The following is a 24485-nucleotide window of genomic DNA, read 5'->3' on the forward strand; positions in this document are numbered from 1 at the left end:
CGCGTGCTCTCTGCTCGCGCCGGGATCAATCCTGAACAAGACTGGATACCCCAATGACCGATGCAGCGATGCCTCGCGCCGAAATCCCGCGTCCGCAATTCCACCGTGCCGATTGGCTTTGCCTGAATGGGAAATGGCAATTCGCAATCGATCCGGATGGCCGCGTCGAAGCCCGTCAGGATGGAGGACGTTTCGACCGCGAGATTACCGTGCCATTCGCCCCGGAGAGCGCGCTGTCCGGAATTGGCGAAACCGGCTTCATGGAGAGTATATGGTATCGCCGAGAGGTGAAAGTGCCGGCCAATTGGTCAGGGCGCAGGGTTCTGCTCAACTTCGGTGCTGTCGACTGGCAGGCGAAGGTCTGGGTGAACGGCGTCTTGGCGGGAACGCACCGGGGAGGTTCGACCGGATTTCGCTACGACATCACGGATCTGCTGGTGGATGGTCGTGGTACGATCGTGGTCCACGCGCTCGATCTCTTGCGATCCGGCAAGCAACCGGCGGGCAAACAGAGCCGCAAGGAGCATTCCTGGGGATGCTACTACACGCGTACCACTGGCATCTGGCAGAGTGTCTGGCTTGAGGCCGCAGGCGACAGTTACCTGACCGACGTCGCTATCCTGACCACCGCTGACGGGCAGGTCACGCTGACTCCCGAAGCGACCCGACTCGCCGGAGATCCGACCTTCCGTGTTGTTGCCAGCTTGGAAGGAAAGAAGGTTGCGGAAGTCGAGGCGCCCTTGCGGCCTGGCCTTCCGGTCTCGCTCGCAATTCCGGAGCCGCGGCCCTGGCAACCGGGCGCGCCGGTGCTCTATGATCTTGTCTATGAAATCAGAGATGGCGACACGGTCATCGACCAGGTGTCGAGCTACTGCGGTCTGCGCGATGTTCGTATCACAGATGGACTGGTGCTTCTGAACGGCGCGCCACTTTACCAGAGGCTCGTGCTCGATCAGGGGTTCTATCCCGACGGTATCTGGACTGCCCCGAGCGATGATGCCCTGCGGGCGGATATCAAGATCGCGATGCAGATGGGCTTCAACGGCGCGAGGCTGCATCAGAAGGTCTTCGAGCCGCGTTGGCACTACTGGGCGGACCGCCTTGGCTACCTGACCTGGAGTGAAAGTCCGAGTTGGGGCGCGGAACCGGAGGACGAGGAAGCCAACGGGAACATGCTCGAGGAATGGGCGGAGATCCTGCGGCAGACGCGCAATCATCCCTCGATCATTGCCTGGACACCGCTGAACGAAACCGGCTGGGGCAAGGGACGGAACGAGCCCATCGAAGAGCCGCACCTGCGGCTAGTGGAACGCGCTGCGGCACTGACACGGCTCGTCGATCCCTCCCGCCCCGTCAACGATGCGTCCGGCTGGGTGCACAGGGACACGGACATCTGGACTGTGCACAGCTACCAGCAGGATCCCGCAATGCTCCACGCGCAGCTCGCGCCCTATCCTGACGTCTATCGCGATGCTCCGCAGAGCGAGCCGCAATACGCCGGTCAGCCATACATTCTGGACGAGTTCGGCGGCGCGGCATTCGACCCGGAAGCAGCACGCGATTTCGCCAATAACGACGAAGGACGCGACCGGCGGGAAGAAGGAGACGCGTGGGGGTATGGCAAACCGCCTGCGACCGCGCAGGAGTTCGAACAGCGGATCAGGGCACAGGTCGCTACGGTCAACGACATCCCCCACATGCAGGGCTGGTGCTACACGCAGCTGACCGATGTCGAGCAAGAACAGAACGGACTTCTTACTTATGACCGGCGCCCGAAGCTGCCGCTCGAGACCTATCGCGAGATCTTTTCGCACGCGCCAGAACGTGCACGGGGCAGGGTGGCTGCAGAATGAGCGTCAGGGCTCCTGCCGTTCCGCTGATCGTACACGACCCGTTCCTGTCGATCTGGTCACCGGCGGACCACCTGACGGACGCGTGGCCCGCGCACTGGACAGGCCGGACACTGGGGCTGTGCGGGATGGCGCGCATAGACGGGACCGCCTATCGCTGGATGGGGCCGGATACCTTTCTATCCGCACCATTGCCAGCGATGGAGCAGACAGGCCTCCGGATCACGCCAACGCGGACCATCTACGCGTTCACGGCAGGCGGGGTGGACCTGGAGGTCGAGTTCGTCACCCCCGCATTGCCGGAAGACCCGGATGTCCTGTCGCGGCCGGTGACCTATGTGTCGTTGTCGGTCAGGGAAAACGACGGCGGGCGGCACGAGGTGCAGCTGTACCTGGATGTCCCCGCCGCCCTTTGCTCGGATCAGGCCGAAGCACCGGTCATCTGGGGGAGGCATTGCGACGGACCTGTGACCTCCCTCTGGGTGGGGTTGGCCGACCAAAGGCCCCTGCTGAGAGGTGGTGACGAGATCCTTGCGGATTGGGGTTACCTTCATCTTTCACCGGATCCGCGCGCGCACGCCTGCACGGCAATCGGTGAAGCACGCAGCCTTCGAGGTTCCTTCGCTTTGGAGGGGTGCTTCCCGGACCGGGACGGGACCCGTGAGGGTGGGGATTTGTCGATGCCATGCCCGGCATCGGGTGGCGAAATGAAAAGCCCGGCCGGTTTGCGCCAATTGCGAACGCCGATCACGACGCTGGCAGCGGCACATGACGTCGGCGACACCGGGACCTGGAATGTCGCCATTGCATACGATCAGGTCTGGATGGCCGAATACCACCATCGCCGGTTGCGGCCACTCTGGCGCAGGAACCATGTAACAGCCATCAGCCTCTTGCGGGCGGCGTGGGACGAGCGCGAGGCGCTCTTCGAGCGCTGCACGCAACTGGATTCAGCGGTCACCCGAGAGCTCGCGGATGTTGGCGGAGAACCCCTCGCAAGGCTCGGTGCGCTGGCCTGGCGGCAATGCCTCGGCGGACATGCGCTGGTGGCCGATCGTGACGGAACGCTGCTACACTTCTCGAAGGAAAACTCGTCGAATGGCTGCATGGGCACCGTCGACCTGACCTACCCGGCGGCGCCGTTCTTTCTGCTATTCGCGCCCGAGCTTCTCACCGCGCAATTGCGCTTTATTCTCGACTACGCAGCCGCTCCTGACTGGCCATTCCCCTACGCACCGCACGATATCGGACGGTATCCGCTGGCGAACGGGCAGGTCTATGGCGGCGGCGCGCAGGGTGAAGAGAACCAGATGCCCTACGAGGAATGCGGCAACATGCTGATCCTCGCCGCAGCCCTGATTAAACAGACCGGCGGCGGGTTGCGCGAGGACGACTGGCCGGTGCTTCGCGGCTGGGCCGACTATCTTGCGACGGCAGGCTACGATCCGCAGGAGCAACTCTCGACCGATGATTTCGATGGACACATGGCGCACAACGTCAATCTGTCTGCCAAGGCCATCGTTGCGCTCGGGGCTGCCAGCTTGCTGGCTGAGCATTTCCGTGACGATGGCGCGATGTTCGCAAGCGCGGCGCAGCGTGGTGCAGAGGCCTGGCTGGCGTGCCGCCGTTCGGGTGCCCATTGGCCGATGCGCTTCGATGAACCCGACAGTTGGAGCCTGAAGTACAACTTGATATGGGATCGAGTCCTTGGCCTGGATTTGTTCCCGCCGTCCGTAGGAGAAGCCGAAATCCATTGCTATCGCGAGGCGCAGGCGACCTACGGTACTCCCCTCTATTCTGCTGCGCGTCATACCAAACTGGATTGGCTCGTCTGGGCCGCCTGCCTGAGCGGTCGACGCGATGATCTCGACGCAATACTTGCGCCCCTTGGACGATGGCTCGACGAGACACCAGACAGAGTACCGCTGAGCGACTGGTTCGATGCTGATACCGGGCGCTTGGCGCGCGGCAAGGGGTTCAAGGCGCGGCCGGTCGTTGGCGGCATCTTCCTTCCACTGCTTCTGGCCCGTCAGGGAAAACTACAAACCGGAGATACAGCATGACGGCATTGTCATTGGCCGGCGTTCGCAAGTCCTATGGTCAACATGAGGTCATACCCGGGGTCGATCTCGAAGTGAACGAGGGTGAATTCGTCGTGTTCGTGGGACCGTCCGGGTGCGGAAAGTCGACGCTTCTGCGTATGATCGCCGGCCTGGAGGAGATCACCGGCGGCGACCTGACGATCGGCGGCAAGCGCATGAACGATGTCGCGCCAGCGAAACGGGGCGTTTCGCTCGTGTTTCAGAGCTATGCGCTGTACCCGCACATGACGGTCGAGGGGAACATGTCGTTTGCCATGCGCCTGGCTCGGCAGGCTCGCGAGGTGATCTCCGAGAAGGTAGGGGCCGCCGCCGAAGTCCTGCAGATCCGCCCCTACCTCGATCGGCTGCCGAAAGCCCTTTCAGGGGGGCAGAAACAGCGTGTCGCGATTGGTCGGGCGTTCGTACGCGAGCCGGCTGTGTTTTTGTTCGACGAGCCGCTTTCGAACCTTGATGCGGCCCTCAGGGTCAAGACGCGGATCGAGATCGCGCGGCTGCATCAACAGCTTGATGCGACCATGATCTATGTGACCCACGATCAGGTCGAAGCAATGACGCTGGCCGACAGGATCGTGGTTCTTCGGGACGGGAGGGTGGAACAGATCGGAACGCCACTCGACCTCTACCACAGGCCAGCGAATCTGTTCGTCGCAGGGTTCATCGGCTCGCCGAAGATGAACTTTTTGCCGCTTACCACCGACAAAGATGGTTTGTTGAGACTGGAGGGTGAACTCGGAGGTACCAGCTTGCCCGTGGCGGGCACGGGTTCGACGTTGGGTATTCGCCCTGAGCATCTGTACGTAGATCCTGAAGGACCCATTCGCGCAAGGGTAGAGCTTAAGGAACATCTGGGCGAGTACATCCTCGTCCACCTCACCGCCGGACCGCACGAACTGTCGATGAAGTTGTTTGAGGACGACAGCTCGCGCCTTGGAGATTACGTGCGCTTGAACTTCATCCGGAACCGAGCTCATCTCTTTGACGAACGCGGAAGTTCTGTGAGCGCTACCTGAACCGCGACTCCTGTTGTCGTTGAGGGTAGGGGGCACGGGCCGTCTCTTCCATCATCTTTTCGCGGAAGACCTCGGCCGGGGTCTTCCAGCCGAGGCACTTTCGGGGCGTGTTGTTGAGCTGATCGCTGATCACCTTCAACTCCTGATCGGAGAGTGCCGTGATATCGCGCTTCCTCGGCAGCCATCGGCGGGCGCGCCGATTGGTTTTCTCCACCGTGCCCCTCTGCCAAGGCGCGGAGGGATCACAGAACCATGTTGGTGTTCCGATCTCGGCCTGGAGATGCGGCCAGCTGACGAACTCGGTTCCGCGGTCGAATGTGATCGATTTCCGGGCCAGGTGAGGCAGGTCGCGCACCGCCTTCATGATCTTGCCCATCACCGGTCTCGTGCGCTTGTTCGGGTTCTTCAACAGAACCGTGAACCGGCTGACCCGTTCGACCAAGGACGTCACATTCGATTGGCCAAGCTTCTGCTTGAACAGCATCAGGTCTGCCTCCCAGTGCCCGAACTGCCGGCGATGCGCCACATCGTCGGGGTGGAACAGGATACTGACATCGCGGTCGAACTTCGGCGCCTGTCGCTTCCTGGCCCGGCGTGGCCGGCGGGATTTTCGGTGCTCAGGCAGATACCACCAGAGCTCCTGCGCCATGCCTTCCTTCGAGTAGATGTAGCGATAGATAGTCTCCTGGCATACGCGGTGTTTTGCGCGCTCGAAGATCATCCGGTTGCCGATCTGCTCGGGCGTCCAGCCGTGCTTGATCCGGGCCACGACGGCCTTGCAGAGCTTCGGGTGCCGGATCAACTTTCTCTGCACGGATCGGCGCTTCTGGCACTGCAACTGGGCCGCATGTCCGAAATAACCGGCGTACTTCTTCGGGAGGGCATCATCGGCCCAGAAATTGCGTTTGATCTCTCGGTGAATGGTCGACTTGTGACGGTTCAGGACACGCGCCATCTCTCGGACAGGGACCTTCGCACGCCACAAATCCTCGATTCTACGGCGTTCTTTCAGACTCAATTGCGTGTAAATGGCTCCCATGCCACGATCTCCTAATTAGATAACCCATTGGTTTCTAACAGGAGTCGCACTTCAAGGTAGCGCGCACCCGCGTACAGATGCTATTCCGGTAATGCCGATAATAATGTTTATGTTAAATTATTGATCGCGACAAGGCGTAGATTAACAGCGACTCCTGCTCCATTTGGCCCTTTCTTTGCCTCACCCGTCCGCCGACCAGCCCGCCTCGATAAGTCCCTCAACTATCTCGTCGGCGATCTCGTCGCGCACGCCGTGTCGGCGCATGTATTCGCCGGGCGTGGTAGCCATGGGAGACGAGGATTCCGCAAGTTTGCGGAGCGCGGCCCTAGCCGCATCGGGCGACCCGGAAGGTGCACGCGTTTCGGCGATGGCGACGAGGGCCAGCCCGACTGCCGATCCACCGGAGGCGGTGATCTCGGCGGACACCAGCATGTCGTCGAACCGGCCCGCCATCAGGTCGTCGATCGCAAGCAGGTTGTAATATCGGGGCGGCGGATCGATGGACCGTTCGATCGACTGCCGGATGTAGCCGGCGCCTTCCTCGAGACGGCCGCGCACCATAACCCTCCAACCCAGGTTTTGAAGCGTCTCAGGGTCATGCGGATTGAGCGCCAGAGCGCGGCGCATCACCGTTTCCGCGGCGTCGTAGTCACCCGTGCTGTGCAGCAGCGCGGCATGCGCTCTGAGCGCAAGGGTGTTTTCCGGGCCAAGCGCTATCGCCCTTGTCGTTGCGTCCATCGCGCTGGCCAGCAGTACTTGACGCTCGGCGGCATCGATGTTCCGCATCAGCGCCAGGTCCCGCCGCATGTAGCCCGCCATCGCCCAGACCTCAGCGTTGCCGGGGTCGCGCACCGTCGCGGGTTCGATGCAGGCGACGACCTCGTTTCGGAGGCCCGCCGACAACGTGCGCTGGTACTCGTATGCCTTCAGCAGGCAGGCAAAGCTCTCGTTTGTTGGCAGCGTCTCGCCGGCCTGTCGCCGCAGGTCGCCCGCAACGATCCCGTACGTCTGTCCCAGCTTGGTGGCGATGTCCCCGGCAAGTTCATCCTGGAGGGCGATGAAATCGGCGGCTGAGCGGCTCACGTCATACGCGCGGCTCCAGACGACGTCGCCCTCGGTGCGGCGCAGTTGCGCGACCAGACGGCCGGCGCTCCCGTCCGGCAACCCTCGATATGTGCCGGTCAGCAGGTAGGTGATGTCGCGGGTCGCCTCGAGAGCCTGCACGTCCGTGGCATCGTCAGCGCTCAGGTGCCCTGGAAGCTTGAAGACGCGAACATTGCTGAACGGCTGAAGATCGTGCGCCACCTGATCTGACAGACCGCGGGCGAAATAGGCATCCTCCGGTGCCGCACTCAACGCTTCGAAGGCGGCCACCGCAAGCCCGGGCGCCCCGCTCGGTACAGCCGCGCCCTGGTCTCGCAAACCGGTCGCGATGCCGATACCGCCGAAGACCATGGCAGTCAGCGCTGCGGCAAGGACCCTGCCCCGTTGTGGGAACCGCCAGACATTTCTGCCCGGTTGTCCCAGCGTGGGCTCGGCGGAGGGATACGCGACATCGTCATCCTCGACCTCACGGGACGTGAAGACCGCCCGATAGCCGCCTTTGGGAACGCTGATGAGCACCGGGTCGCGGAGGCCCTCTTCCTCGTAGTAGCGGTCGAGGTCATGACGCAGGCGTCGCGCTTCGATGCGCACAACCGGGTCCGCCTGCGGATCGAAGTCATCGCCGCGCGCGAATACGGCGACGGCGATCTCGTCCCCGCGCAAAGCATCGATCTGCCCCGACAGGGAATGTTCGACGATGTAGGTCAGGAATTCTCTGCGCCGCACGGAGCGGGTGAATTTCGCACTTGTCAGGACCCGCCGTAACTGGGCGCGCACAGCGGCTTCGGGCACCGGAGCCGATATGCCGTCGGGCCTGGTGCCTGCGCCGTCCCCGGACGGCCAGAGGCTGGTTTCCGCTTCCTGCATATGTTCCCCAAACCGTCCGCGCCTGGTTGGGCCAATTTGGACGGTACAACTATCGCATGTAGTCCATAGCCTGTCCCGGCCGCGCCGGGCGGTAGTATGAATGCTCCTCTAGAAGAACAAAAATTCCTCAAAGTTTCAAGGGTGTAATCAAGGTGAAACCTTTTTGAAACTTCCCGCTACGCCATTTCCGACCGATGTTGTCGACAACCTGCCGGCGCGTCGGACGCACCACCAGAGCCAGGAAGTGGATGAAAGCATGGACGAGACACACCCCTTCCGGGATCGCGAATTCGAGATTCAGCGCCTGCGCCGAAAGGAACCCTGCTTCGCCTCACTCTGGGACGATTTCGAGGAAGTGCGCACCATTCTGAAGCGGCTGCGCGCAAAGTCCGAGCCGCCGCGCCCGATCGTCGAGGACTATGTCCGCCTGTCATCAGAAATCCGCGCAGAGATCGAGGATTGGCTGACCGGACCCGACGCGAGGCTCGTGCCGTTCGAGACGCTGCGAGGATGACGTCTCGGTAGTCCGGTTGGCTACCGCCGCCGTACTACCTCGCGCTCGAGCGCTACGTAGTCCAACTTGGACCGGTGACGCCGATCTAGGGGCAAGGCGTCATGGTGCTGGACCCGGCCGATCCCGAGAGCTTTCGCCCTGGTCTGCCATGCAACGATCTGTCCGCGGTCGCCCTCCACCGCCAGAACAGGTTCTCCATCGGCTGTCGTAAGCGCCGCTCGGCGGACGCCGGGCCAGGACTCGGCGGCCAGTTCAACAGCGAATGGATAGAGCTTCCCCTCGGGACCCTCGGCGATCGCGGCATGACGTCCAAGCAGCCACAGGCGCTGCAAATCATCCAACCGACCCGCATCCCCTGTTCTGTGCCACGTGACTTCGCCGTCACGGATCTTCGTGCTCGTGTCCATCGACGGATGCAGGTAGCCCGCGTTCACGTGCGGGCCCGCGACCTGGATCTCATCGTCGACGATCCGCAGCCGGAGCCCGTCAACCAACGCCCCCGCCAGAAGCCCCTGTCCCTGCTCAATTGCCCGCAGGTCTGACGCGTCCACGTCGGCCCAGTCCAACTCGGCGATCGGCTCCGCTTCCGTGGAACCATAGACCGAGACCGCGCGCAGCCCAGGCATTTGTCCTTTAAGCCCCGCCACGAGACTGGGTTTAACGGGCCCGCCGCCCGTGAATACTGTGTGGAGCCTTGGCGGCGCCTCTGCCCGCGCCAGTACCTCGCAGAGCGCGGGCGGCAGCAAAGCCCGGGTACATTCGGTGCGGGAGAGCCAATCGGCCAGCTGTTGCGGGGCAACCCTTTCAACGGCGTTCATCTTCCAGTTGGGCAGTACCGAGCAGCGCCCCGCCGCAAGGTTGACAAGGGTGAAGACAGGGAACGCGACAAGGTCCCGCTCGTCCTCCGGTGACGCCAGCAGCGGCGCGACCGCGGCATGCTGCGCTATCAGGAATCCGTGGCTGCGCGGGATCGCTTTGGGCGCACCGGTGGACCCCGAGGTGAACGAGATCAGGGCGAGATCGTCCGGGTCCACCCTGACCGGCGGTGCGGTACCGATGTCGCGCTTTGACGGCGACAGCAAGGGCCGGAACCAAAGGCGCGGCACCAGCATTTTCAGCCAGCGGTAGGCCCCGCTGGCGATCAACGCCCTGGGCCGGGTCGCGCGGACCGCGTGGAGAACACCGCGTAGACCCATCGCGGGCTCGGGAAAGACCACCGTCACACCGCACCGCCAGGCCCCGGCGAGGGCCACGAACAGGTCTATCCCGAGGGGCATCGCCAAAAGCACCCGGTCGCCTCTGCCCAGCCCCCTGCGGGCGCAGGTGGCCGCAAATGCGGCAGCGCGGCGGTCGAGTTCCTCAAAGCCGATCCGGCCCTCGGGTGCAATCAGCGCGGTTCGGTCGCCCTCGCGCTCGGCAACCTCGGAGAACAGAAATGCGAGGTCAGCAGTCAAGCCTGGCCCCCATCAATTCGTAGCGCCGGAAGATCTCGGCTCCGAGCATCCGGCTGCGTGTGGCCGAGGCGTTGTCGTCCCGGATCAGCGCGTGGATAGCAGTCTCGAAACCAAGATCCCGCGCCGAGCTGTGGAACGCGTGTGCCAGTAGCCGCCCTGCCCCGGATCGCATGCTTGCATAGGTCTTGAGGATGGCGGTCCGCGGCTTCGGTCCTTCGGCGTAGTTCGGGAGGCCGAAAAGAAAGCCGACAAGGCTCCCTCCGGGATCACGCGCCAGGAAGATAAGTTCCGTGCGGAGCATAGGAACGAAGGGCATATACATGCCCAGAAAGGTTTCGCGGTCGATGGGCGTGTAGAATGCGTTCTCGCGGAAGGCGTTGAGCGACAGTGCATGGACCTCGGCAAAATACTTCTTGGGGTCGGCCCCGTCCCAAGGCTCGATCCTGATAGCTGGGTCTGGTGTGCGTGCGTCTGCCAAAGCCGCCTTGACGGGTACGCGGGCCGAGAAATAGCGGCCCGCGACCTCGAACCCCGCTGCTGCGAACGCTTCGCGGTCGTTGGGTCCCGAGGTAGGCTCCATGAGAAACGCCGGCGAGCCATCGCTTTCCGAAACCAGCCGGTACGCGTACCAGGTGTTTCCGTCCATCGGGCCGAGCAGCCGGGCATAGCCTTCGCCGCGCAGCTCGTCAGCGATCTGCCGCAACAGGGTCGCCCCTGCCTTTGCCGTCTCGCAGCGGAACCGACCGACAGCAGCCGTGCGCTGCCCCTCCCACGCCGGAGCTTCGTAATAGATAGTCGCTTGCCCGCCGTCGATCTTCCGGGTGTCGGACATCAGGTACCTCCCCAGGTCCAGAGCAACAGCGCCAGGGCCAGACCCGCGCCAAGCCCCGCGACAGTTGCCACTGTATGCTTTCGAAACGGGCGGGGCGCGGCAAGCGGGATGCCTGCGGCCAATGCAAGCGCAATTGCACCCGGAACCGTCAGCGGGCCATGCCACAGGCGGGGACCGGCGTCGAAACCCACGACAAACTGCCAGAGCAGAAGCATCGCCGCGAACCCGGCCGAAGCCGCGGCGACCCTACCGACAGATCGCAACCCTGCGGCTGAGACCGCGACTGTCGCCGCGATCATGCACGAGACGCCAAGCAGGTAGAAATCGACCACGCCCGCACCGATCAACGGGCCGGCGGCCAGGAAACCGAAGCTCACCAACGCCAGCGCGGCGACCGCGCGCAGAACCCGGTCGTCCCGGCCCGGCGCATCCCGGTCGATCGCGATCTGAACGCTCAGATAGATTGCCGGGATCAGCACGTCGTGCAGTTCGGCCACCGACAGCAACATGAAAGCCGCCAGCGCATAGACCCGCGCGACCTGTGCCGACAGGCCCGCACCCCGAACCAGGAGAAACGCCAGTCCGGACGCCAGCGAAACGATCCCGACCCGCACCACCGCGCCTGCAACCGTCGCATCCAGCGTCGCCGTGAGGAAGATCAGCACGCCCATTGGCACGAAAAGGTTGTCGAATCCCTGCCAGCTATCGGCCTCGACCAGGGTGGCGAAGCCGGCGATCGCGCCCGAGATCGCGATCACGTTCGCCCTGGGCACATCGGTGAGCAGCAGAAGACAGACCATCGACAGGATCAGCGTCAACAGGAAGAAGATCGTACTTCCCTCGAGGCTCTTGCGGCTCAACCCGGCGCTGTAGAACGTTCGCCCATAGCGCAGTCCCGCAAGCGCCGCAGCCGCATCAGCAACGGTCAGCACCGCTAGGGGCAGCACGTAGAGCACCGCCCGGCCGTCGTGCAGCGCGAAGGTCAGCGCAACGCCAAGCACCAGAAGGTAATCACCCCAGGACTGCCGTTCGACACCGTGCACAGCTTGCCCCAGCCCGCCAAGCGCACCCGTCCGCATCAGTACCAAAGCAACGGTTGTAAACCCCAGCATCAGCCAGACCTGCCAGCTTTGCGCCAGCACCCAGGGCAGCGAGATGGCCAGCGCTCCGGTCGCCACATGGACGATCTTGCGGCGCAGTTCCAGCGCCCAGTCCCCCGCCCTGGCGATGCGGTTCAGGCCGAGCAGCGCCGCCAACATGAACGCGATCAAACCGAGGACGGGCAGGACCCCATAGACCACGCTCATCGCACCGCCTCGATCACGAGATCGGAGTAGAAGAAGGCCATGTCCCGCGACTTCAGCTCATCTTCGAGAGCGGTGAGCGTCTTGACCCGATACGCAAGAGACTCCGGACGGCGGCGCGGGGCCATCATATTCCAGTACACCAGCCGCGCACCGGGCCGGGCCATATCCAGCAGGTTCGCGTAGGCGCATGTCGCCTCCTCGGGGGACATGTACTCGAAGACATCCGACAGGTAGAAGCCGGCGACATCGCGCAAATCCAACGCCTCGATCCCCGAGAGATGCGGCACGATCCGGTCGCGGCGGGCGCGCAGCACCTCCCAGGGCTCGGGCCGCCAGGTCAGTGGCAGGGCTTGCCCGTGGGTGCCGGTGAAGATCCAGTGCAGATAGGGATTCTGCGACGGGTCCGTATCCACCCCCGCGTGCCTCAGACGGCGGAAGACATGATCGGCTGCCGACCCCTCGACATGCTCGAAGAACGCCGCATCGCGGCCCAGCCGCGCCATGGTGAAGCGCGAGAAGAAGAGCCGCACCAGCAACCGCCAGCGCCAGGTGTCGAAGCGGGTTTCAAAGAACTGGGCGCGGTCCTGCGGCTCTCGCGGCTCGAACACCGCCCTGCGGGTAGCGCGGGAATGGACCAGCGGCAGAAGGTAGCGGGCAAAGAGGCGGAAATAGCTTTCGAATTTGCCGGCACCGCCCGCGCCATGTGCCACGACCTGTGGCTTCAGCGCGGTCCAGAAGGCGCGGGTTTCAGGGGCGGCGGCCTCCAAGGTCTGGTCCAAAAGCGCGCCGCGTCGATCCGAGGGCCGTGCGCCCATCAGTTCCAGAAATTCAGGGTGTTCGAGCGTTTCGAGCGCCGCCATGCGCAGGTTCAGGCATTCAAGTTGCGCAGACGACAAGTCGGCGGCGTGTACCTCGGCCGGATCCAGCAACAGTAGCGCCAGCGCGTTGTCGCCCGAGGCACAGACCGACACCAACCGTTGCCCCGCCACATGGCCAAGCGCAGCCGTCAGTACGTCGGCATCCTCCCACGCCTGGGCATAGCGCACCTTGTCGAAGCGCGCACGGGCAGCGACCGGTGAGTCAGTCATCGACTTTCCTCACCAAGCCCGAGCCGCCGTCCACCTCGATCACCTCGCCGCCTTCTATCCAGCAAGTGGCATCCGAGATACCCACGACGCAGGGTATTCCCAGTTCGCGTGCGACGATGGCCGAGTGCGACAGCAGCGAACCCCGCTCGACCACGATGCCCGAGGCATTTGCAAAGACCGCAATCCAGCCCGGGTCCGTGTTGGCGGCGACGAGGATCTCGCCCGCCTCGAGCCGTTCGGTCAGTGGGTCGCGGATCACACGGGCACGGGCGCGGATCACTCCGGCCGAGCAGCCTGTGCCAGTGCGGGTATCGCCACCCTGTGTTACAGAGGTCGCCGCAGCAGCCCTGCGTCCAACGCGCGCCGCACCCCGCAGCAGAATGCGCCGTGGGGGATCGGGCAAGGCTCGCTGAACTTCGGTCTCCGCTTTGCGCAGCGCTGCCAGCGCCCGAAGATCGGAGGTGACCGCCGCGCCCTCGATCGCGCCCAGAACCTCCTGCACAGTTAGTTCGAAGATGTCGCGGGGATCGTCCAGAACGCCGAGTGCGTGAAGTTCCCGCCCCATCGCGCGAAACACGCGGCGAGCCTGCCCGAATATCCTTGTGCGCTCGAAACGCAGGTTCTCGCGATCCCGGACGCGGGCGCGGGCCCAGCCGGTAACGGCTCGAGCCACGGCACGACGCACGGGACGGTCCGGGATCAGCGCCGTCCAGTCGGGGGGCTCGCGTGTGGCGCGCGGTGCCATGTCCCGCGACGCTCCCGCGCGGATCGCCGCCAGCAGAGGGGTGGGATCGTCGGAAAGCGGCGTGCTTTCCAACTTCAGCTCCTCGGTGCAGCGGTCCCCGAAGGCGGCGAGATAGGCGTCGACCTCTGTCGCCAGCGCCGGGAAGTCCGCGATCGCCTCGCGCCCCTTGGCCAGCGCGTCCACCGCCCCCGCTTCGCGCGCCAGCGAAGCCATCCGTGCGATCCGCTGCACAGGCTCAGCCGAGACGATATCGCCCTGCCCGATCATCACGTCGTTGTGGAACTCCAGTCCGCGCGGCCCGGCCCATTTCTCGAGCATCTTCCGCGAGAGCCCGAAGCCGATCATGCACAGGAAATCGTTGACCAGCGGCGCATCCCAACGGTCCAGCAGTTCCGCCTCGATGGTACGGTAGTCTCGGGCCAGCCGGGTCAGGTTGGCCGTTTCCGTGTCAGCCGCGCTCTTGATTGCCCCGTCGAGCCGCGCCATGAACCGCCGTTTCGTGCGCGGCAGGAGCAAGGCCTGAGCGATGAGGCCAAGGCCCACCCGCGTCAGCCGCGCCATATCCGCAAGCCGCGCAAGGCCGGTCGAGGGTTGCGGCGCGATGGCGTCCGTCAATTCGGTCGGTAACGGCTCGTCCACCCCCATCATGGTTTCCATGAATCCCCGGTTCACGCGAAAACCGGGTAGCAGGGCCAGCGCGCGATACCAGTTGCCGAGGTTGTAGTAGACCCGGCCATCTACCCGCGCCAGCAGATTGGCGAAGACGGCGGCGTTCCGTGCAACCTCGGCCTGCGGCATGCCTAGAAGGCGCACGAACGAGCGGTAGACCCGGTCGTAGCAATAGGCTGCGAAAGAGTAGGTCAGCGGACTGACATGGCCTGGATAGCTTTCGATGATGTTGGAATTGTCTAGCACGACGAGGGCGGTGTCCGGTGCCGGTTCCGGACGCAGGGGCGTGGTGATCGGGCGGGCTTGCAGGATAAGGAGTCGGTCGCCCTCGAACGCCCATTCGATGTCCTGCGGGATGCCGAACAGCGTTTCGGCACTGCGGGCAAGGGCGGCGACTTGCTGAGCTTCGGCCAAAGTCAGCACGGCGGGGATGGCGGGGCCGTCAAGCAGCGTCCCTTCTGCATCGAGCGTCCAGCCCTCGCCGTCGACCTCTCCCGAAACCAGCGCATCGCCCAGGCCGCGAGTCGCTGAGATCACCGCCCGGCCGCGCACGCCAGACACCGGGTCCGCCGAGAACGCGACGCCCGCCGTGCGCGCCGGGACCATGCATTGCACGATGACAGCGGGAAGGCCTTCGCCAGACAATCCGCGTAGGCGCCGGTATTCCGCGATCCGGTCCGCATCGCCCGAGGCGCGCACGGCCAGCGCCGCCTTGGCGATGCCTTGTGCGTCGACGTTCAGCAGCGTGTCGAACTGCCCTGCGTGGCTGTCCTCGGCCCCGTCCTCGCCCCGCGCCGAAGATCGCACGGCATAGGGGCCGGGGCCGAGACGCGCCAGCGGCAGATCCACTGTCAGGCCATCCGCCGCGAACGCGGCATCACTCAGGACCAGGAAAGGCGGCACGTCGAAGCCTTCGGCGGTCAGCCGCGCCAGCGCCGCCGCCTTGCCGCCGACCTCAGCCGGGTCCAGAGCCTGCTCGGGAAACAGGAATGCAGTCATGCGCCCCCGCCCGAGAGCAGTGGCAGGAAACCTGCGGCAGCGTAGCACCCCAGCACCCAGAGACCCGAGGCGGCATCGAGCAGCCTCGCCCGGCCCGTGGGCATCGCGCGGAACCGAAGGCCGAGGATGACGCACAACCCGAATCCGACGACCGCCACCAGCGCCAGCAGCCCAACACCCAGAGCCATGCCGAGCAGCGCCAGCAGACCCGCCGCCACCGCGACGCAGCCCATCCAGACCGCCACCGCCTGCCGCGGACCCCAGAGGCTCGAATAGCTTTCGACGCCCTCACGTTCGTCCTCGGGTGCCCAGGTCTTGCGGCCGATCTCGAGCACGCAGCCGTTGACGAAGGACAGGGCCAGGAACAGCCAGAGCGCCGGAACGGGGCCGCCGCCCACGACCCACTCGATTCCGGTCAGAAGCAGGTCGATCAGCGGCATGATCGCCATGTGGCTGACGAGATAGAGCACCATGCGCGCCCGCAGCCAGTCGGCCGCGCCGAACTCTGCGGTCATCAGCGCCAGCCAGAGCCAGGCAACCGCCAGCAGCCAAAGCAGGCCCGGCGTGACGGCCCAGGCTATCAGGGCACCCACGGGGATCAGCGCGACGGCGATGCCGAGCACCAGTCGCAAGCTCACCAGCCCACGCGGCACCGGCCGTTTCGGGCGATAGCGGGCGTCGATCTCTCGGTCTTTCCACTCGTCGGCCGCGCGCATTTGGAAAAACAGGATCAGCGCCAGCGCAAGCCCTGCCATGTAGGCCCCGAGACCCGGTGTCTCGCGCCCTGCCAGCAGAGCCGAGACGTTGATGCTCGCCGCCGAGAACACAGCCAGAAGCGGCACGGTACGGGGCAGCGGAAACCGCTCCGCCTGATAAACCCACAAGCGCTGCGCCGGGTTCATCTGTGTCTCGCCAGCCGTTCGTGCGCCCCTGCGAAATGACCCGCCGCCATTGCCGCGACGATGGACAGCTCTCCGCAGAGGCACAAGGCAGCGGCGACCTCGGCCAGCGCATCGGCATGGCCGGAACCGCGCAGGCCCATTAGCTCAAGGCAGGCGGATTGCGACGGCAAGCCGGTGCCGCCGCCGACCGTGCCGACCAGCAGGTTCGGCAACGTGACCGAGGCAAACAGACCGTCCACGTGCCGCTCCATCCGGGTGACGCCGACAGCGCTTTCCGCGACGCAGGCCGCGTCCTGCCCCGTCGCGATGTAAAGCGCTGCCAGTGCGTTGGCATAATGCGCCTGCGCGCCGAGCTGCCCCGTCAGCAGCGCGCCCAGGTTCGCCACACGGCCATAGGCCAGCATGTCTTCCACGCCGCTGCGCAGCACTTCGGCGACTACCTCGGGTGGAAGCACGACCGAGGCGCTGACCTTGCGCCCGCGTCCTGTCAGCGCGCCGAGGCCCGAGGCCTTCTTGTCGCCCGAGAAGTTCCCCTCGACATACCAGCGCCGGATCGGCACCGGGCAGGTTGCGACCAGGTGCCGACAAAGCGCATCCGTTGCAAAAGTCACCATGTTCTGCCCCGCCGCGTCGCCCGTCGTGTAGCGGCACCGCAGGAAGACGATATCGGTCTCGATGACCGGCTCGAGGGAGACCAGCTTGCCGTGCCGCGTCGTCGCCTCGGCCGCGCGGCGCAGGGCGTCCTGCTCGCGCACCACCCAGTCGACCAGCCGTCCGGCATCCAGCAGGTTTCCGACCACGAAGGCCGGGGTGCGGATCACGCCCTCGTAGAGCACCGCCGTGCTGATCCCTCCTGCCCGGTTCGTTGCCGCCGCGCCCCGCCCGTAGGACGCGACCAGTGCCGCCTCGGTCGTGGCAAGCGGTACCGGGTAGTCGCCGTCGGCATTCACACCGTTGACCCTGAGCGGCCCGATCACGCCGACCGGCAGTTTCACTGTCCCGACCATGTTCTCGATATTGGCCGAGTAGAGCCGAGCAGTTTCCAACGTCGCGGGATCCGCCAGCGCCCCGCGCGCCGCTTCGCCAAGACCCAGCCGCCGCATGTAGCCGGCGATGCTGGCCGCCGTGGCGCGCCTGCTTGGCCGCAGGGACGTGGCAGGGGCGTCGCGCGCGCTGAGCGTGGGCGCGCGTTCGGGGTTCTCGAATTTCCGGCGCACCCGGTCGAGCATCTCGGTGATGTGAAAAGGAACGATCAAACCGATTGGAATCCTTGCTGAAAAACCGCCCCCCGCGGGCCGAGCCACCCTACTCTCTCGGGTTCAAGTAGAAAAGCGTCCCGTCTCGGCGCTCGCCTCGGAGTGGTCCTGCTCCAGCCACTCGAGGAACACCGCCAGCCGCCGCAGGCCGGATGCGCGTGTCAGGTAGAGCGCGGTGACGTCGAGCGGCGGCGCGGCCAACCGCCCCGGAAACAGCTCGACCACGCGCCCTTCGGCGATGTCCCGGTCGATCATGAAATCCGAGAACCGCGCGATGCCCATACCGTTCAGCACCAGTTGCCGGACAGCCTCGCCATTGCTCGCCCAGGCCGAGACGCGCGGCGACACCTCGGCCTCCATGCCGTGGATCCGCAGCCGGTTGATGTGATCCGGCGACGTGAAGCGAACCTGTTCAAGTCCGGCCAGGTCCTCGGGCGCCGCGGGCCTGCCGACCCGATCCAGATAGGCCGGAGACGCGACCAGCCGCCAATCCGCCTGTCCGAGCCTGCGGTGCAGAAGGTCGCTGTCCGGCAGACGCCCGAAGCGGATCGCGACATCGGCGTGGACATCGATCAGGTCGACCACCTGGTCCGTCATGTCGAGCGTGATCTCGATCTCGGGGTAGCGGCGGTGGAACGCCTCCAGCCGAGGCGCGATGGCGTGCAGCACATAAGACACCGGCGCGTTCACCCGCAGCGGCCCGCGAGGCGCACGCCCTGCCGCGGCGATGTCGCGCAGCGCCTCGGTCCGGTCGAGGATATCGCGCGCCGCTCGCAGCACTGCCTGCCCTTCCGGCGTAACCTCGATCGCGCGGGTCGAGCGGCGCAGAAGCGTCACGCCGAGCTGCCCCTCCAGGCGGGTGACGGTCCGGCTCAGCGTCGACGGGGCAGTGCCCAGACGCCGCGCCGCTTCGGCAAAGCCGCCGTCCTCGACCACCGCAGTGAACACCGCAAGATCCGCGGCCTGTGGCAATTCGTGCGCCAAACGCAAAGGCCCTTTCCAAGACTGACCATTCACGCAAAGGCTAAACCCCGCCACATCCGCGGTCGAGCCAAATTCATCGCGGAGTATCGAAATGCCACTTGCCCTTTGGGCGCTGACGATCAGCGCCTTTGCCGTCGGAACGACCGAGTTCGTCATCGTCGGCCTGATCCCCACCATTGCCGAGAGCCTCGGCGTCTCGCTGCCCTCGGCGGGGCTGCTGGTCAGCCTCTATGCCCTTGGCGTCACCATCGGTGCGCCGGTCCTGACCGCGTTGACCGGACGGATGCCGCGCAAGGCTCTGCTGCTGGCGCTGCTCACCCTGTTCATTGCCGGCAACGCCTTCGCCGCGTTCGCACCGGGCTACGGCAGCCTGATCGTCGCGCGCTTCATCACTGGCCTCGCGCATGGCGTCTTTTTCGCCATCGCCTCGACCATCGCGACCGGGCTGGTGAGCCGGGACAAGGAAAGCTCTGCCATCGCAATGGTTTTCATGGGCCTGACCGTCGCGCTGGTCACGGGCGTGCCGCTGGGGACCTGGATCGGCCAGACCTTCGGCTGGCAGTCGACCTTTCTCGGGGTCGTGGGCCTTGGTTTGATCGGCCTTTTTGCAAGCGCTGTACTGGTCCCGTCGAACCTCGCGCAATCGACGCCGCCCAGCCTGCGGGCGCAGGCGCAAGTGTTGACCTCGCCACGGTTGCTGCTGATCTACCTGATCACGGCAGTAGGGTATGGCGGCAACTTCGTCGCCTTCACCTTTCTCGCGCCGATGCTGACCGACGTCACCGGCTTGTCGAGTGGCGCGGTGAGTTTCGTGATCCTGCTCTACGGCGTGTCTGTCGCGGCGGGCAACATCCTCGGCGGTCGCTTAGCCGACCGCGTTGGACCAGTTCCCGCCCTGACGATGATCTTTGGGGGTCTCGCGTTCCTGCTGGCGGCGCTTGGCCTGGCGCTTAGCCATCCGGTTGCGGCGGTTGCCGTCGTTGCGCTCTGGGGCGGCTTCGCCTTCGCCAACGTGCCGCCGCTTCAATCCTACGTGGTGCAAGTCGCGCGCGAGGTCAGCCCCGGCGCGGTGGACGTCGCCTCGGGCCTGAACATCGGCGCGTTCAACCTCGGCATCGCGCTCGGCGCCTGGGCGGGAGGCCTCGTCGTCGAGAGCGCGGGCCTCGCCGCGACGCCCTTCGTCGGAGCGGTCATCGTCGCCGGAGGTATCGGGCTCACCCGCCTATCAGGGCGCCTTGATCGCGGCGGAGAGCCGGTTCCCGCAGAATGAAGCTGTGGGGCGCGGCACCCAGCCGCGCCCCGACCGCTGGATCGCGAAATCGTGTGCTGGCAGGCCCAAAGGTTGCCAGAACGCGCTCGAGGCATCACTTTCCTGCCCTACCCCGCAGGAGACCCCATGGCCCAGGTGCTGCATATCTTCGCCCATCCGGGCCAGAAGTCGTCACGGATCAATATGGCCCAGTGGCGGGCCGCACAGCGTGTGGAAGGGATCACCAGCGTCGATCTCTACGCGGCGTCCCCGCGCTACGACATCGACATCGAGGCCGAGCAGGCTCGTCTGCTGGACCATGACGTGCTGCTGCTTCAATTTCCGCTGTTCTGGTACTCCTCGCCTGCCCTGGTCAAGGAATGGATCGACCTCGTCCTCGAACACGGTTTCGCCTATGGCGAAGGAGGCGACAGGCTGCGCGGCAAGTCGATGATGCTGGCAATCTCGGCAGGCGGCCCGCAGGAGGCCTATCGCCCCGAGGGATATCAGCATTTTCCGCTCAGGACCTTCCTGACGCCGTTCGAGCAGACCGCGCGGCTTTGCCAGATGCGGTTCCTTGCGCCTTACGTCCAGCACGGCGCCCTGCGCGCCGATCCGGGACCCCACGCCGACGGGTTCGTGCGCCTGCTCGAGGCTCTGCGGGACGACCGGATCGACCTGGACCGCATGGCCGAGGCCGAGACCCTGACCCATGACACGCTCCCGCTGACCGAGGTCTGACCGATGACGGATTTCCTGCTGCTTGCTTTCCTGTTCATCGTCGCGGGCGTCGTGTCGGTGCCAATCGCCTCGCGGCTCGGGCTCGGTTCAGTGCTCGGCTACCTGATCGCGGGAATCGTGCTGAGCCCAATCCTCGGCCTGCTCCATGTCGACGTGATTTCGATCCAACACTTCGCCGAATTCGGCGTGGTGATGATGCTGTTCCTCGTCGGGCTTGAATTGGAGCCGAAGCTGCTCTGGCAGATGCGGGCGCGATTGCTGGGCCTCGGCGGGCTGCAGGTCAGCCTCACCGCAGCCCTGATCGCGGCGGTCGCTCTCGCCTTCGGGCAGGTCTGGCAGACGGCGCTGGCGATTGGCCTGATCTTCGCGCTGTCTTCGACGGCCATCGTGCTTCAGACCCTGAACGAGAAGGGCCTGATGAAAAGTGATGGCGGGCAAGCGAGCTTCTCGGTGCTATTGTTCCAGGACATCGCGGTCATCCCGATGCTGGCCTTCATGCCGCTGCTCGCCCTTCCGGGCATCGCAAGTCACGGCGCGGAGGCGGCGCATGGCGGCGAGGAACACGGCATCTCGCTGTCGCTGGTCGAAGGGCTCGCGGGGTGGCAGACCGCGCTTGTCACACTCGCCGCCATCGGCGTGGTGATCGCGGGCGGCATGTACCTCACCCGACCCACCTTCCGCTTCATCGCCCATGCCAACCTGCGCGAGATCTTCATCGCCGCCGCGCTTGGCTTCGTCATTGGCATCGCGCTTCTGATGACGCTGGTCGGCCTGTCCCCTGCCCTCGGCACCTTCCTGGCCGGGGTGGTGTTGGCCAACAGCGAGTACCGACACGAGCTGGAAAGCGACATCGACCCGTTTCGGGGCCTGCTGCTGGGCCTGTTTTTCATGACCGTGGGCGCCAGTATCGATTTCGGCCTGCTGGCGAACGAGACCCTATTGATCGTTGGACTGACGCTTGGCGTCATCGCTGTGAAGGCCGGCGTCCTGCTGGCGCTCGCCCGGATCTTCAACGTCCGGGACGAGCAGGGCTGGCTTTTCGGCATGGGCCTCGCGCAGGCCGGGGAGTTCGGCTTCGTGCTGATCTCGTTCGCGACCGCCAACGCGGTGCTGCCGCCCGATATTGCGCCTCGGCTGACGCTGATCGTGACCCTGTCGATGATGCTGACGCCGCTGCTGTTTATCCTCTACGACCGGCTGGTGCTGCCGCGCTACCAATCCGCCGAGCCGCTGGTGGCGGACGAGATCACCGCACCCAGTAAAATCATCATCGCCGGGCATGGCCGCTTTGGCGGGGTCATCAACCGGATGCTGCTCAGCGCCGGCTACGAGACGACGGTGCTCGACCATTCCTCCAAGCATCTCGACGTCCTGCGAGCGTTTGGCGTGCGCGCCTTCTACGGCGATGCGACACGGCCCGACCTGCTGCATGCCGCCGGGATCGAACACGCTTCGCTGCTGGTGGTGGCCATTGATGATCGCCAGCAGGCGCTGGAACTGGTGCGGCATGTCGCGACGCACTACCCCCATGTCCACATCACCGCCCGCGCGCTGGATCGCGGCCACGTCTACGAGCTTTGGGCCGCTGGCTGCCGGGATGTCATCCGCGACACGTTCGACAGCGCGGTACGGGCCGGCCGATCCGCCTACGAAGCGCTCGGTTTCCATCCGTTCGACGCCGAGCGCGCCGCCCGGGCCTTCATTGCCGAAGACCGCCGCACGCTGCGCGAGGTGGCCAATCTCTACGATCCGGACATCCCCGTTCACGAGAACGCGCCATACCGGGAACGGCTCAAGGAAATCCAGCAGGAACAGGCCGAACAGATGCGCAGCCGCGGCAAGTCGGCGTTCCACCAGCGCTCCGAACGCGGATGGCATCCACCCAGTCCGCAGGACCAGGAAGCCGCCGCGCAAAGCCAGGACAGACAATGACCGATACCAGAGCCGTCTTCCTCGACGGCAGCCTGATGCGCCATGTCTCGGTCATGAGCTTCACGGCCAGCATCGGCCTGATGGCGATGTTCGCTGTCGACTTCGTGGACATGGTTTTCATTTCGATGATCGGCAACGAGGCGCTGGCCGCGGCCATTGGCTATGCCGGCTCGGTCCTGTTCTTCACCAACTCGATCAATATCGGCCTGTCGATCGCAGCCGGGTCCCTGACCGCACGCGCCATCGGCCGGGGGGCTGGGGACGAAGCACGGGACGCGGCCACGACCGTCGCCATGCTGGGCCTCGTGACGGGCATCGTACTGCCTCTGCTGATGCTGCCCGCCCTGCCCCAGATCCTCGGGCTTCTGGGCGCCGACGGAGAGGTCCTGCGGCTGGCGCAGCGCTACCTCACGATCATCCTGCCGACGATGCCGGTGGTCGCGCTCGCCATGACCGGCATGGCGGTATTGCGCGCCCATGGCGATGCGCGCTGGTCGATGATGGCGACGCTCGCCGGAGGTACGGTGAACGCGATCCTCGACCCGATTTTCATCTTCGCGCTGGGGCTGGGGCTCGACGGCGCGGCCATCGCCACGGTGTTCGGACGTTTCGCGATGCTGGCGGCGGCCGTCGGTCCTGCGATCCGCAAGCACGACGCCTTCGCCATGCCGGACCTCGCGCGGGTGCTCGGTCACGCTCGCGCAGCACTGGCCATCGGCCTGCCCGCCATCGCGGCGAATATCGCAACCCCCATTGGCAACGCCATCGTCACCCGCGAGGTCGCCCGGTTCGGCACCGAGGCTGTCGCCGGCATGGCGGTCATCGGCCGCCTGATGCCTCTCGCCTTCGCGGTGATCTTCGCGCTTTCGGGCGCCATCGGGCCGATCATCGGCCAGAACGCCGGGGCGGGCCGGGCCGACCGGGTGCGCGCGGCCTTCCGCGACGCAGTCCTGTTCACCGGCATCTACGTGCTGATCGCCTCGGCGGTCCTGTTCATCCTGCGGCAACCCATCGCGGCGCTGTTCAACGCCGAGGGAGAGACCCTCTCACTGATCCTGCTCTTCTGCGGACCGCTGGCGCTGATGTCCTTCTTCAACGGAGTGATCTTCGTGGCCAACGCGAGCTTCAACAACCTCGGACGGCCGCTCTATTCGACTGCGGTGAATTGGGGCCGGCACACACTGGGCACCTGGCCACTGGTGGTGCTGGGCGCCGCCTGGTACGGGGCGCCCGGAGCGCTGGTCGGACAGGCCCTGGGCGGCGTGGCCTTCGCCGGAGTCGCCATCCTCCTCGCACGCCGCGTCATGGACCGGATGGACCGCGCTGAGGCCGACCCGTTCGTCCCCCACAGCCGCTGGCAGAGCCTCGCGGGCCGTAACAAATAGGGACGGCGGCCCTCCTCGCAAGACCCTCAGGTCGCTGTAGAAAACTCCTCCGGCAGTCCCTCGCTCCACTGGCGCAGCTCGTCCAGGAAGCCAAGGGCGGTGCGCCCGAAATCGGTGATCTCGTAGTGAACCGAGACCGGTTGTGTATCCAGTACTTCGCGCCGCACGAGCCCCTGCGCTTCGAGTTGGCGCAACCGCTCGGTGATCATCTTCTTGCTCGCCCCGCCGACCATTCGCGCGAGGTCGTTGAACCTCACCGGCCCGTCCTTCAGATGCCAAAGGATCGACCCGGTCCACTTGCCGCCGATGATCCGCATCCCGCGCTCGATCGCACAGGGCTCCATGCAGGCGTCATATACTTGCCGCCGGCCTTTTCGGTCTTCCTCGACGCGCGCTTTCATCCCACGTTCCTCCTCTTCCGGCCCCCTTCAATCGCAGGTTACCAAAAGTATACTG

The 24485-nt window shown here is 65.4% G+C and carries 19 protein-coding genes; 8 read left to right on the forward strand and 11 right to left on the reverse strand.

Annotated elements, in window-relative coordinates:
• Positions 1 to 53: 53 nt before the first annotated feature.
• Genes ACW9UR_RS16280 through ACW9UR_RS16290 form a run of 3 tightly spaced genes read left to right on the forward strand, consistent with a single transcriptional unit; the run spans position 54 to position 4962 of the window.
• On the forward strand, positions 54 to 1853 hold the full coding sequence (locus ACW9UR_RS16280; protein ID WP_458918106.1) for a glycoside hydrolase family 2 protein: 1800 nt from the start codon (positions 54 to 56) through the stop codon (positions 1851 to 1853).
• Complete coding sequence (locus tag ACW9UR_RS16285) at positions 1850 to 3913, forward strand: glutaminase domain-containing protein (RefSeq protein ID WP_458918107.1); 2064 nt, start codon at positions 1850 to 1852, stop codon at positions 3911 to 3913. The genes ACW9UR_RS16280 and ACW9UR_RS16285 overlap by 4 nt, the downstream gene beginning before the upstream one ends.
• Complete coding sequence (locus ACW9UR_RS16290; RefSeq protein WP_458918108.1) at positions 3910 to 4962, forward strand: ABC transporter ATP-binding protein; 1053 nt, start codon at positions 3910 to 3912, stop codon at positions 4960 to 4962. The genes ACW9UR_RS16285 and ACW9UR_RS16290 overlap by 4 nt, the downstream gene beginning before the upstream one ends.
• Here ACW9UR_RS16290 and ACW9UR_RS16295 read toward each other — a convergent pair.
• Both ACW9UR_RS16295 and ACW9UR_RS16300 read right to left on the reverse strand, forming a co-directional pair.
• Entirely contained in the window at positions 4955 to 6001 is a 1047-nt protein-coding gene (locus ACW9UR_RS16295) for an IS30 family transposase (RefSeq protein ID WP_458918109.1), read from the reverse strand. The two genes, ACW9UR_RS16290 and ACW9UR_RS16295, sit on opposite strands and share 8 nt — an antisense overlap.
• 180 nt (positions 6002 to 6181) lie before the next feature.
• Positions 6182 to 7972, reverse strand: coding sequence for a tetratricopeptide repeat protein (locus ACW9UR_RS16300; protein ID WP_458918110.1), 1791 nt, complete (start codon positions 7970 to 7972; stop codon positions 6182 to 6184).
• A 256-nt stretch (positions 7973 to 8228) separates the two neighbouring features.
• Here ACW9UR_RS16300 and ACW9UR_RS16305 point away from each other — a divergent pair, with 256 nt between their 5' ends.
• On the forward strand, positions 8229 to 8486 hold the full coding sequence (locus ACW9UR_RS16305; RefSeq protein ID WP_458918111.1) for a hypothetical protein: 258 nt from the start codon (positions 8229 to 8231) through the stop codon (positions 8484 to 8486).
• 20 nt (positions 8487 to 8506) lie between these two features.
• Here the strand turns inward: ACW9UR_RS16305 and ACW9UR_RS16310 are convergent, their stop codons facing one another.
• From ACW9UR_RS16310 to ACW9UR_RS16345, 8 genes are all read right to left on the reverse strand, one after another.
• Entirely contained in the window at positions 8507 to 9940 is a 1434-nt protein-coding gene (locus tag ACW9UR_RS16310; protein ID WP_458918112.1) for an AMP-binding protein, read from the reverse strand.
• Positions 9930 to 10772: a hypothetical protein gene (locus tag ACW9UR_RS16315; protein WP_458918113.1), complete on the reverse strand. Its 843-nt coding sequence runs from the start codon at positions 10770 to 10772 to the stop codon at positions 9930 to 9932. The genes ACW9UR_RS16310 and ACW9UR_RS16315 overlap by 11 nt, the downstream gene beginning before the upstream one ends.
• Positions 10772 to 12079 (reverse strand): hypothetical protein, encoded by a 1308-nt coding sequence (locus ACW9UR_RS16320; RefSeq protein ID WP_458918114.1) that lies wholly within the window; start codon positions 12077 to 12079, stop codon positions 10772 to 10774. Before ACW9UR_RS16320 ends, ACW9UR_RS16315 begins: the two co-directional genes overlap by 1 nt.
• On the reverse strand, positions 12076 to 13167 hold the full coding sequence (locus ACW9UR_RS16325; protein WP_458918115.1) for a DUF3419 family protein: 1092 nt from the start codon (positions 13165 to 13167) through the stop codon (positions 12076 to 12078). The genes ACW9UR_RS16320 and ACW9UR_RS16325 overlap by 4 nt, the downstream gene beginning before the upstream one ends.
• Positions 13160 to 15580: a PEP/pyruvate-binding domain-containing protein gene (locus tag ACW9UR_RS16330; RefSeq protein ID WP_458918116.1), complete on the reverse strand. Its 2421-nt coding sequence runs from the start codon at positions 15578 to 15580 to the stop codon at positions 13160 to 13162. The genes ACW9UR_RS16325 and ACW9UR_RS16330 overlap by 8 nt, the downstream gene beginning before the upstream one ends.
• A complete protein-coding gene (locus ACW9UR_RS16335; RefSeq protein ID WP_458918117.1) occupies positions 15577 to 16482 on the reverse strand; it encodes a UbiA family prenyltransferase in 906 nt (301 codons plus the stop codon). The genes ACW9UR_RS16330 and ACW9UR_RS16335 overlap by 4 nt, the downstream gene beginning before the upstream one ends.
• Positions 16479 to 17738 carry a hydroxymethylglutaryl-CoA reductase gene (locus tag ACW9UR_RS16340; protein WP_458918118.1) on the reverse strand — a complete coding sequence of 420 codons (1260 nt, stop codon included), beginning with the start codon at positions 17736 to 17738 and terminating at the stop codon, positions 16479 to 16481. The genes ACW9UR_RS16335 and ACW9UR_RS16340 overlap by 4 nt, the downstream gene beginning before the upstream one ends.
• Before the next feature lie 63 nt (positions 17739 to 17801).
• Positions 17802 to 18728, reverse strand: a complete 927-nt coding sequence (locus ACW9UR_RS16345; protein WP_458918119.1) for a LysR family transcriptional regulator — start codon at positions 18726 to 18728, stop codon at positions 17802 to 17804.
• A gap of 85 nt (positions 18729 to 18813) precedes the next feature.
• Here ACW9UR_RS16345 and ACW9UR_RS16350 point away from each other — a divergent pair, with 85 nt between their 5' ends.
• The 4 genes from ACW9UR_RS16350 to ACW9UR_RS16365 all read left to right on the forward strand — a co-directional run bounded on the left by ACW9UR_RS16350 (position 18814) and on the right by ACW9UR_RS16365 (position 24029).
• Positions 18814 to 19992, forward strand: a complete 1179-nt coding sequence (locus ACW9UR_RS16350; protein ID WP_458918120.1) for an MFS transporter — start codon at positions 18814 to 18816, stop codon at positions 19990 to 19992.
• A gap of 126 nt (positions 19993 to 20118) precedes the next feature.
• Positions 20119 to 20712, forward strand: coding sequence for an NAD(P)H-dependent oxidoreductase (locus tag ACW9UR_RS16355; protein WP_458918121.1), 594 nt, complete (start codon positions 20119 to 20121; stop codon positions 20710 to 20712).
• Between the two features lie 3 nt (positions 20713 to 20715).
• Positions 20716 to 22644 carry a cation:proton antiporter domain-containing protein gene (locus ACW9UR_RS16360; RefSeq protein WP_458918122.1) on the forward strand — a complete coding sequence of 643 codons (1929 nt, stop codon included), beginning with the start codon at positions 20716 to 20718 and terminating at the stop codon, positions 22642 to 22644.
• Entirely contained in the window at positions 22641 to 24029 is a 1389-nt protein-coding gene (locus ACW9UR_RS16365; protein ID WP_458918123.1) for an MATE family efflux transporter, read from the forward strand. The genes ACW9UR_RS16360 and ACW9UR_RS16365 overlap by 4 nt, the downstream gene beginning before the upstream one ends.
• A 26-nt stretch (positions 24030 to 24055) precedes the next feature.
• On the opposite strand, the gene ACW9UR_RS16370 is transcribed toward ACW9UR_RS16365, so the two are convergent.
• Positions 24056 to 24430 (reverse strand): winged helix-turn-helix transcriptional regulator, encoded by a 375-nt coding sequence (locus ACW9UR_RS16370; RefSeq protein WP_458918124.1) that lies wholly within the window; start codon positions 24428 to 24430, stop codon positions 24056 to 24058.
• Between the last annotated feature and the right edge of the window lie 55 nt (positions 24431 to 24485).

The sequence above is a fragment of the Halovulum sp. GXIMD14794 genome, assembly GCF_054457455.1.

What these genes read in the sequence shown, in the direction of transcription:
- ACW9UR_RS16295 (WP_458918109.1), bottom strand. Translation starts at nt 6,001, where the DNA reads ATGGGAGCCATTTACACGCAATTGAGTCTGAAAGAACGCCGTAGAATC.
- ACW9UR_RS16370 (WP_458918124.1), bottom strand. Translation starts at nt 24,430, where the DNA reads ATGAAAGCGCGCGTCGAGGAAGACCGAAAAGGCCGGCGGCAAGTATAT.
- ACW9UR_RS16280 (WP_458918106.1), top strand. Translation starts at nt 54, where the DNA reads ATGACCGATGCAGCGATGCCTCGCGCCGAAATCCCGCGTCCGCAATTC.
- ACW9UR_RS16360 (WP_458918122.1), top strand. Translation starts at nt 20,716, where the DNA reads ATGACGGATTTCCTGCTGCTTGCTTTCCTGTTCATCGTCGCGGGCGTC.
- ACW9UR_RS16285 (WP_458918107.1), top strand. Translation starts at nt 1,850, where the DNA reads ATGAGCGTCAGGGCTCCTGCCGTTCCGCTGATCGTACACGACCCGTTC.
- ACW9UR_RS16355 (WP_458918121.1), top strand. Translation starts at nt 20,119, where the DNA reads ATGGCCCAGGTGCTGCATATCTTCGCCCATCCGGGCCAGAAGTCGTCA.
- ACW9UR_RS16300 (WP_458918110.1), bottom strand. Translation starts at nt 7,972, where the DNA reads ATGCAGGAAGCGGAAACCAGCCTCTGGCCGTCCGGGGACGGCGCAGGC.
- ACW9UR_RS16325 (WP_458918115.1), bottom strand. Translation starts at nt 13,167, where the DNA reads ATGACTGACTCACCGGTCGCTGCCCGTGCGCGCTTCGACAAGGTGCGC.
- ACW9UR_RS16320 (WP_458918114.1), bottom strand. Translation starts at nt 12,079, where the DNA reads ATGAGCGTGGTCTATGGGGTCCTGCCCGTCCTCGGTTTGATCGCGTTC.
- ACW9UR_RS16290 (WP_458918108.1), top strand. Translation starts at nt 3,910, where the DNA reads ATGACGGCATTGTCATTGGCCGGCGTTCGCAAGTCCTATGGTCAACAT.
- ACW9UR_RS16330 (WP_458918116.1), bottom strand. Translation starts at nt 15,580, where the DNA reads ATGACTGCATTCCTGTTTCCCGAGCAGGCTCTGGACCCGGCTGAGGTC.
- ACW9UR_RS16335 (WP_458918117.1), bottom strand. Translation starts at nt 16,482, where the DNA reads ATGAACCCGGCGCAGCGCTTGTGGGTTTATCAGGCGGAGCGGTTTCCG.
- ACW9UR_RS16365 (WP_458918123.1), top strand. Translation starts at nt 22,641, where the DNA reads ATGACCGATACCAGAGCCGTCTTCCTCGACGGCAGCCTGATGCGCCAT.
- ACW9UR_RS16315 (WP_458918113.1), bottom strand. Translation starts at nt 10,772, where the DNA reads ATGTCCGACACCCGGAAGATCGACGGCGGGCAAGCGACTATCTATTAC.
- ACW9UR_RS16350 (WP_458918120.1), top strand. Translation starts at nt 18,814, where the DNA reads ATGCCACTTGCCCTTTGGGCGCTGACGATCAGCGCCTTTGCCGTCGGA.
- ACW9UR_RS16305 (WP_458918111.1), top strand. Translation starts at nt 8,229, where the DNA reads ATGGACGAGACACACCCCTTCCGGGATCGCGAATTCGAGATTCAGCGC.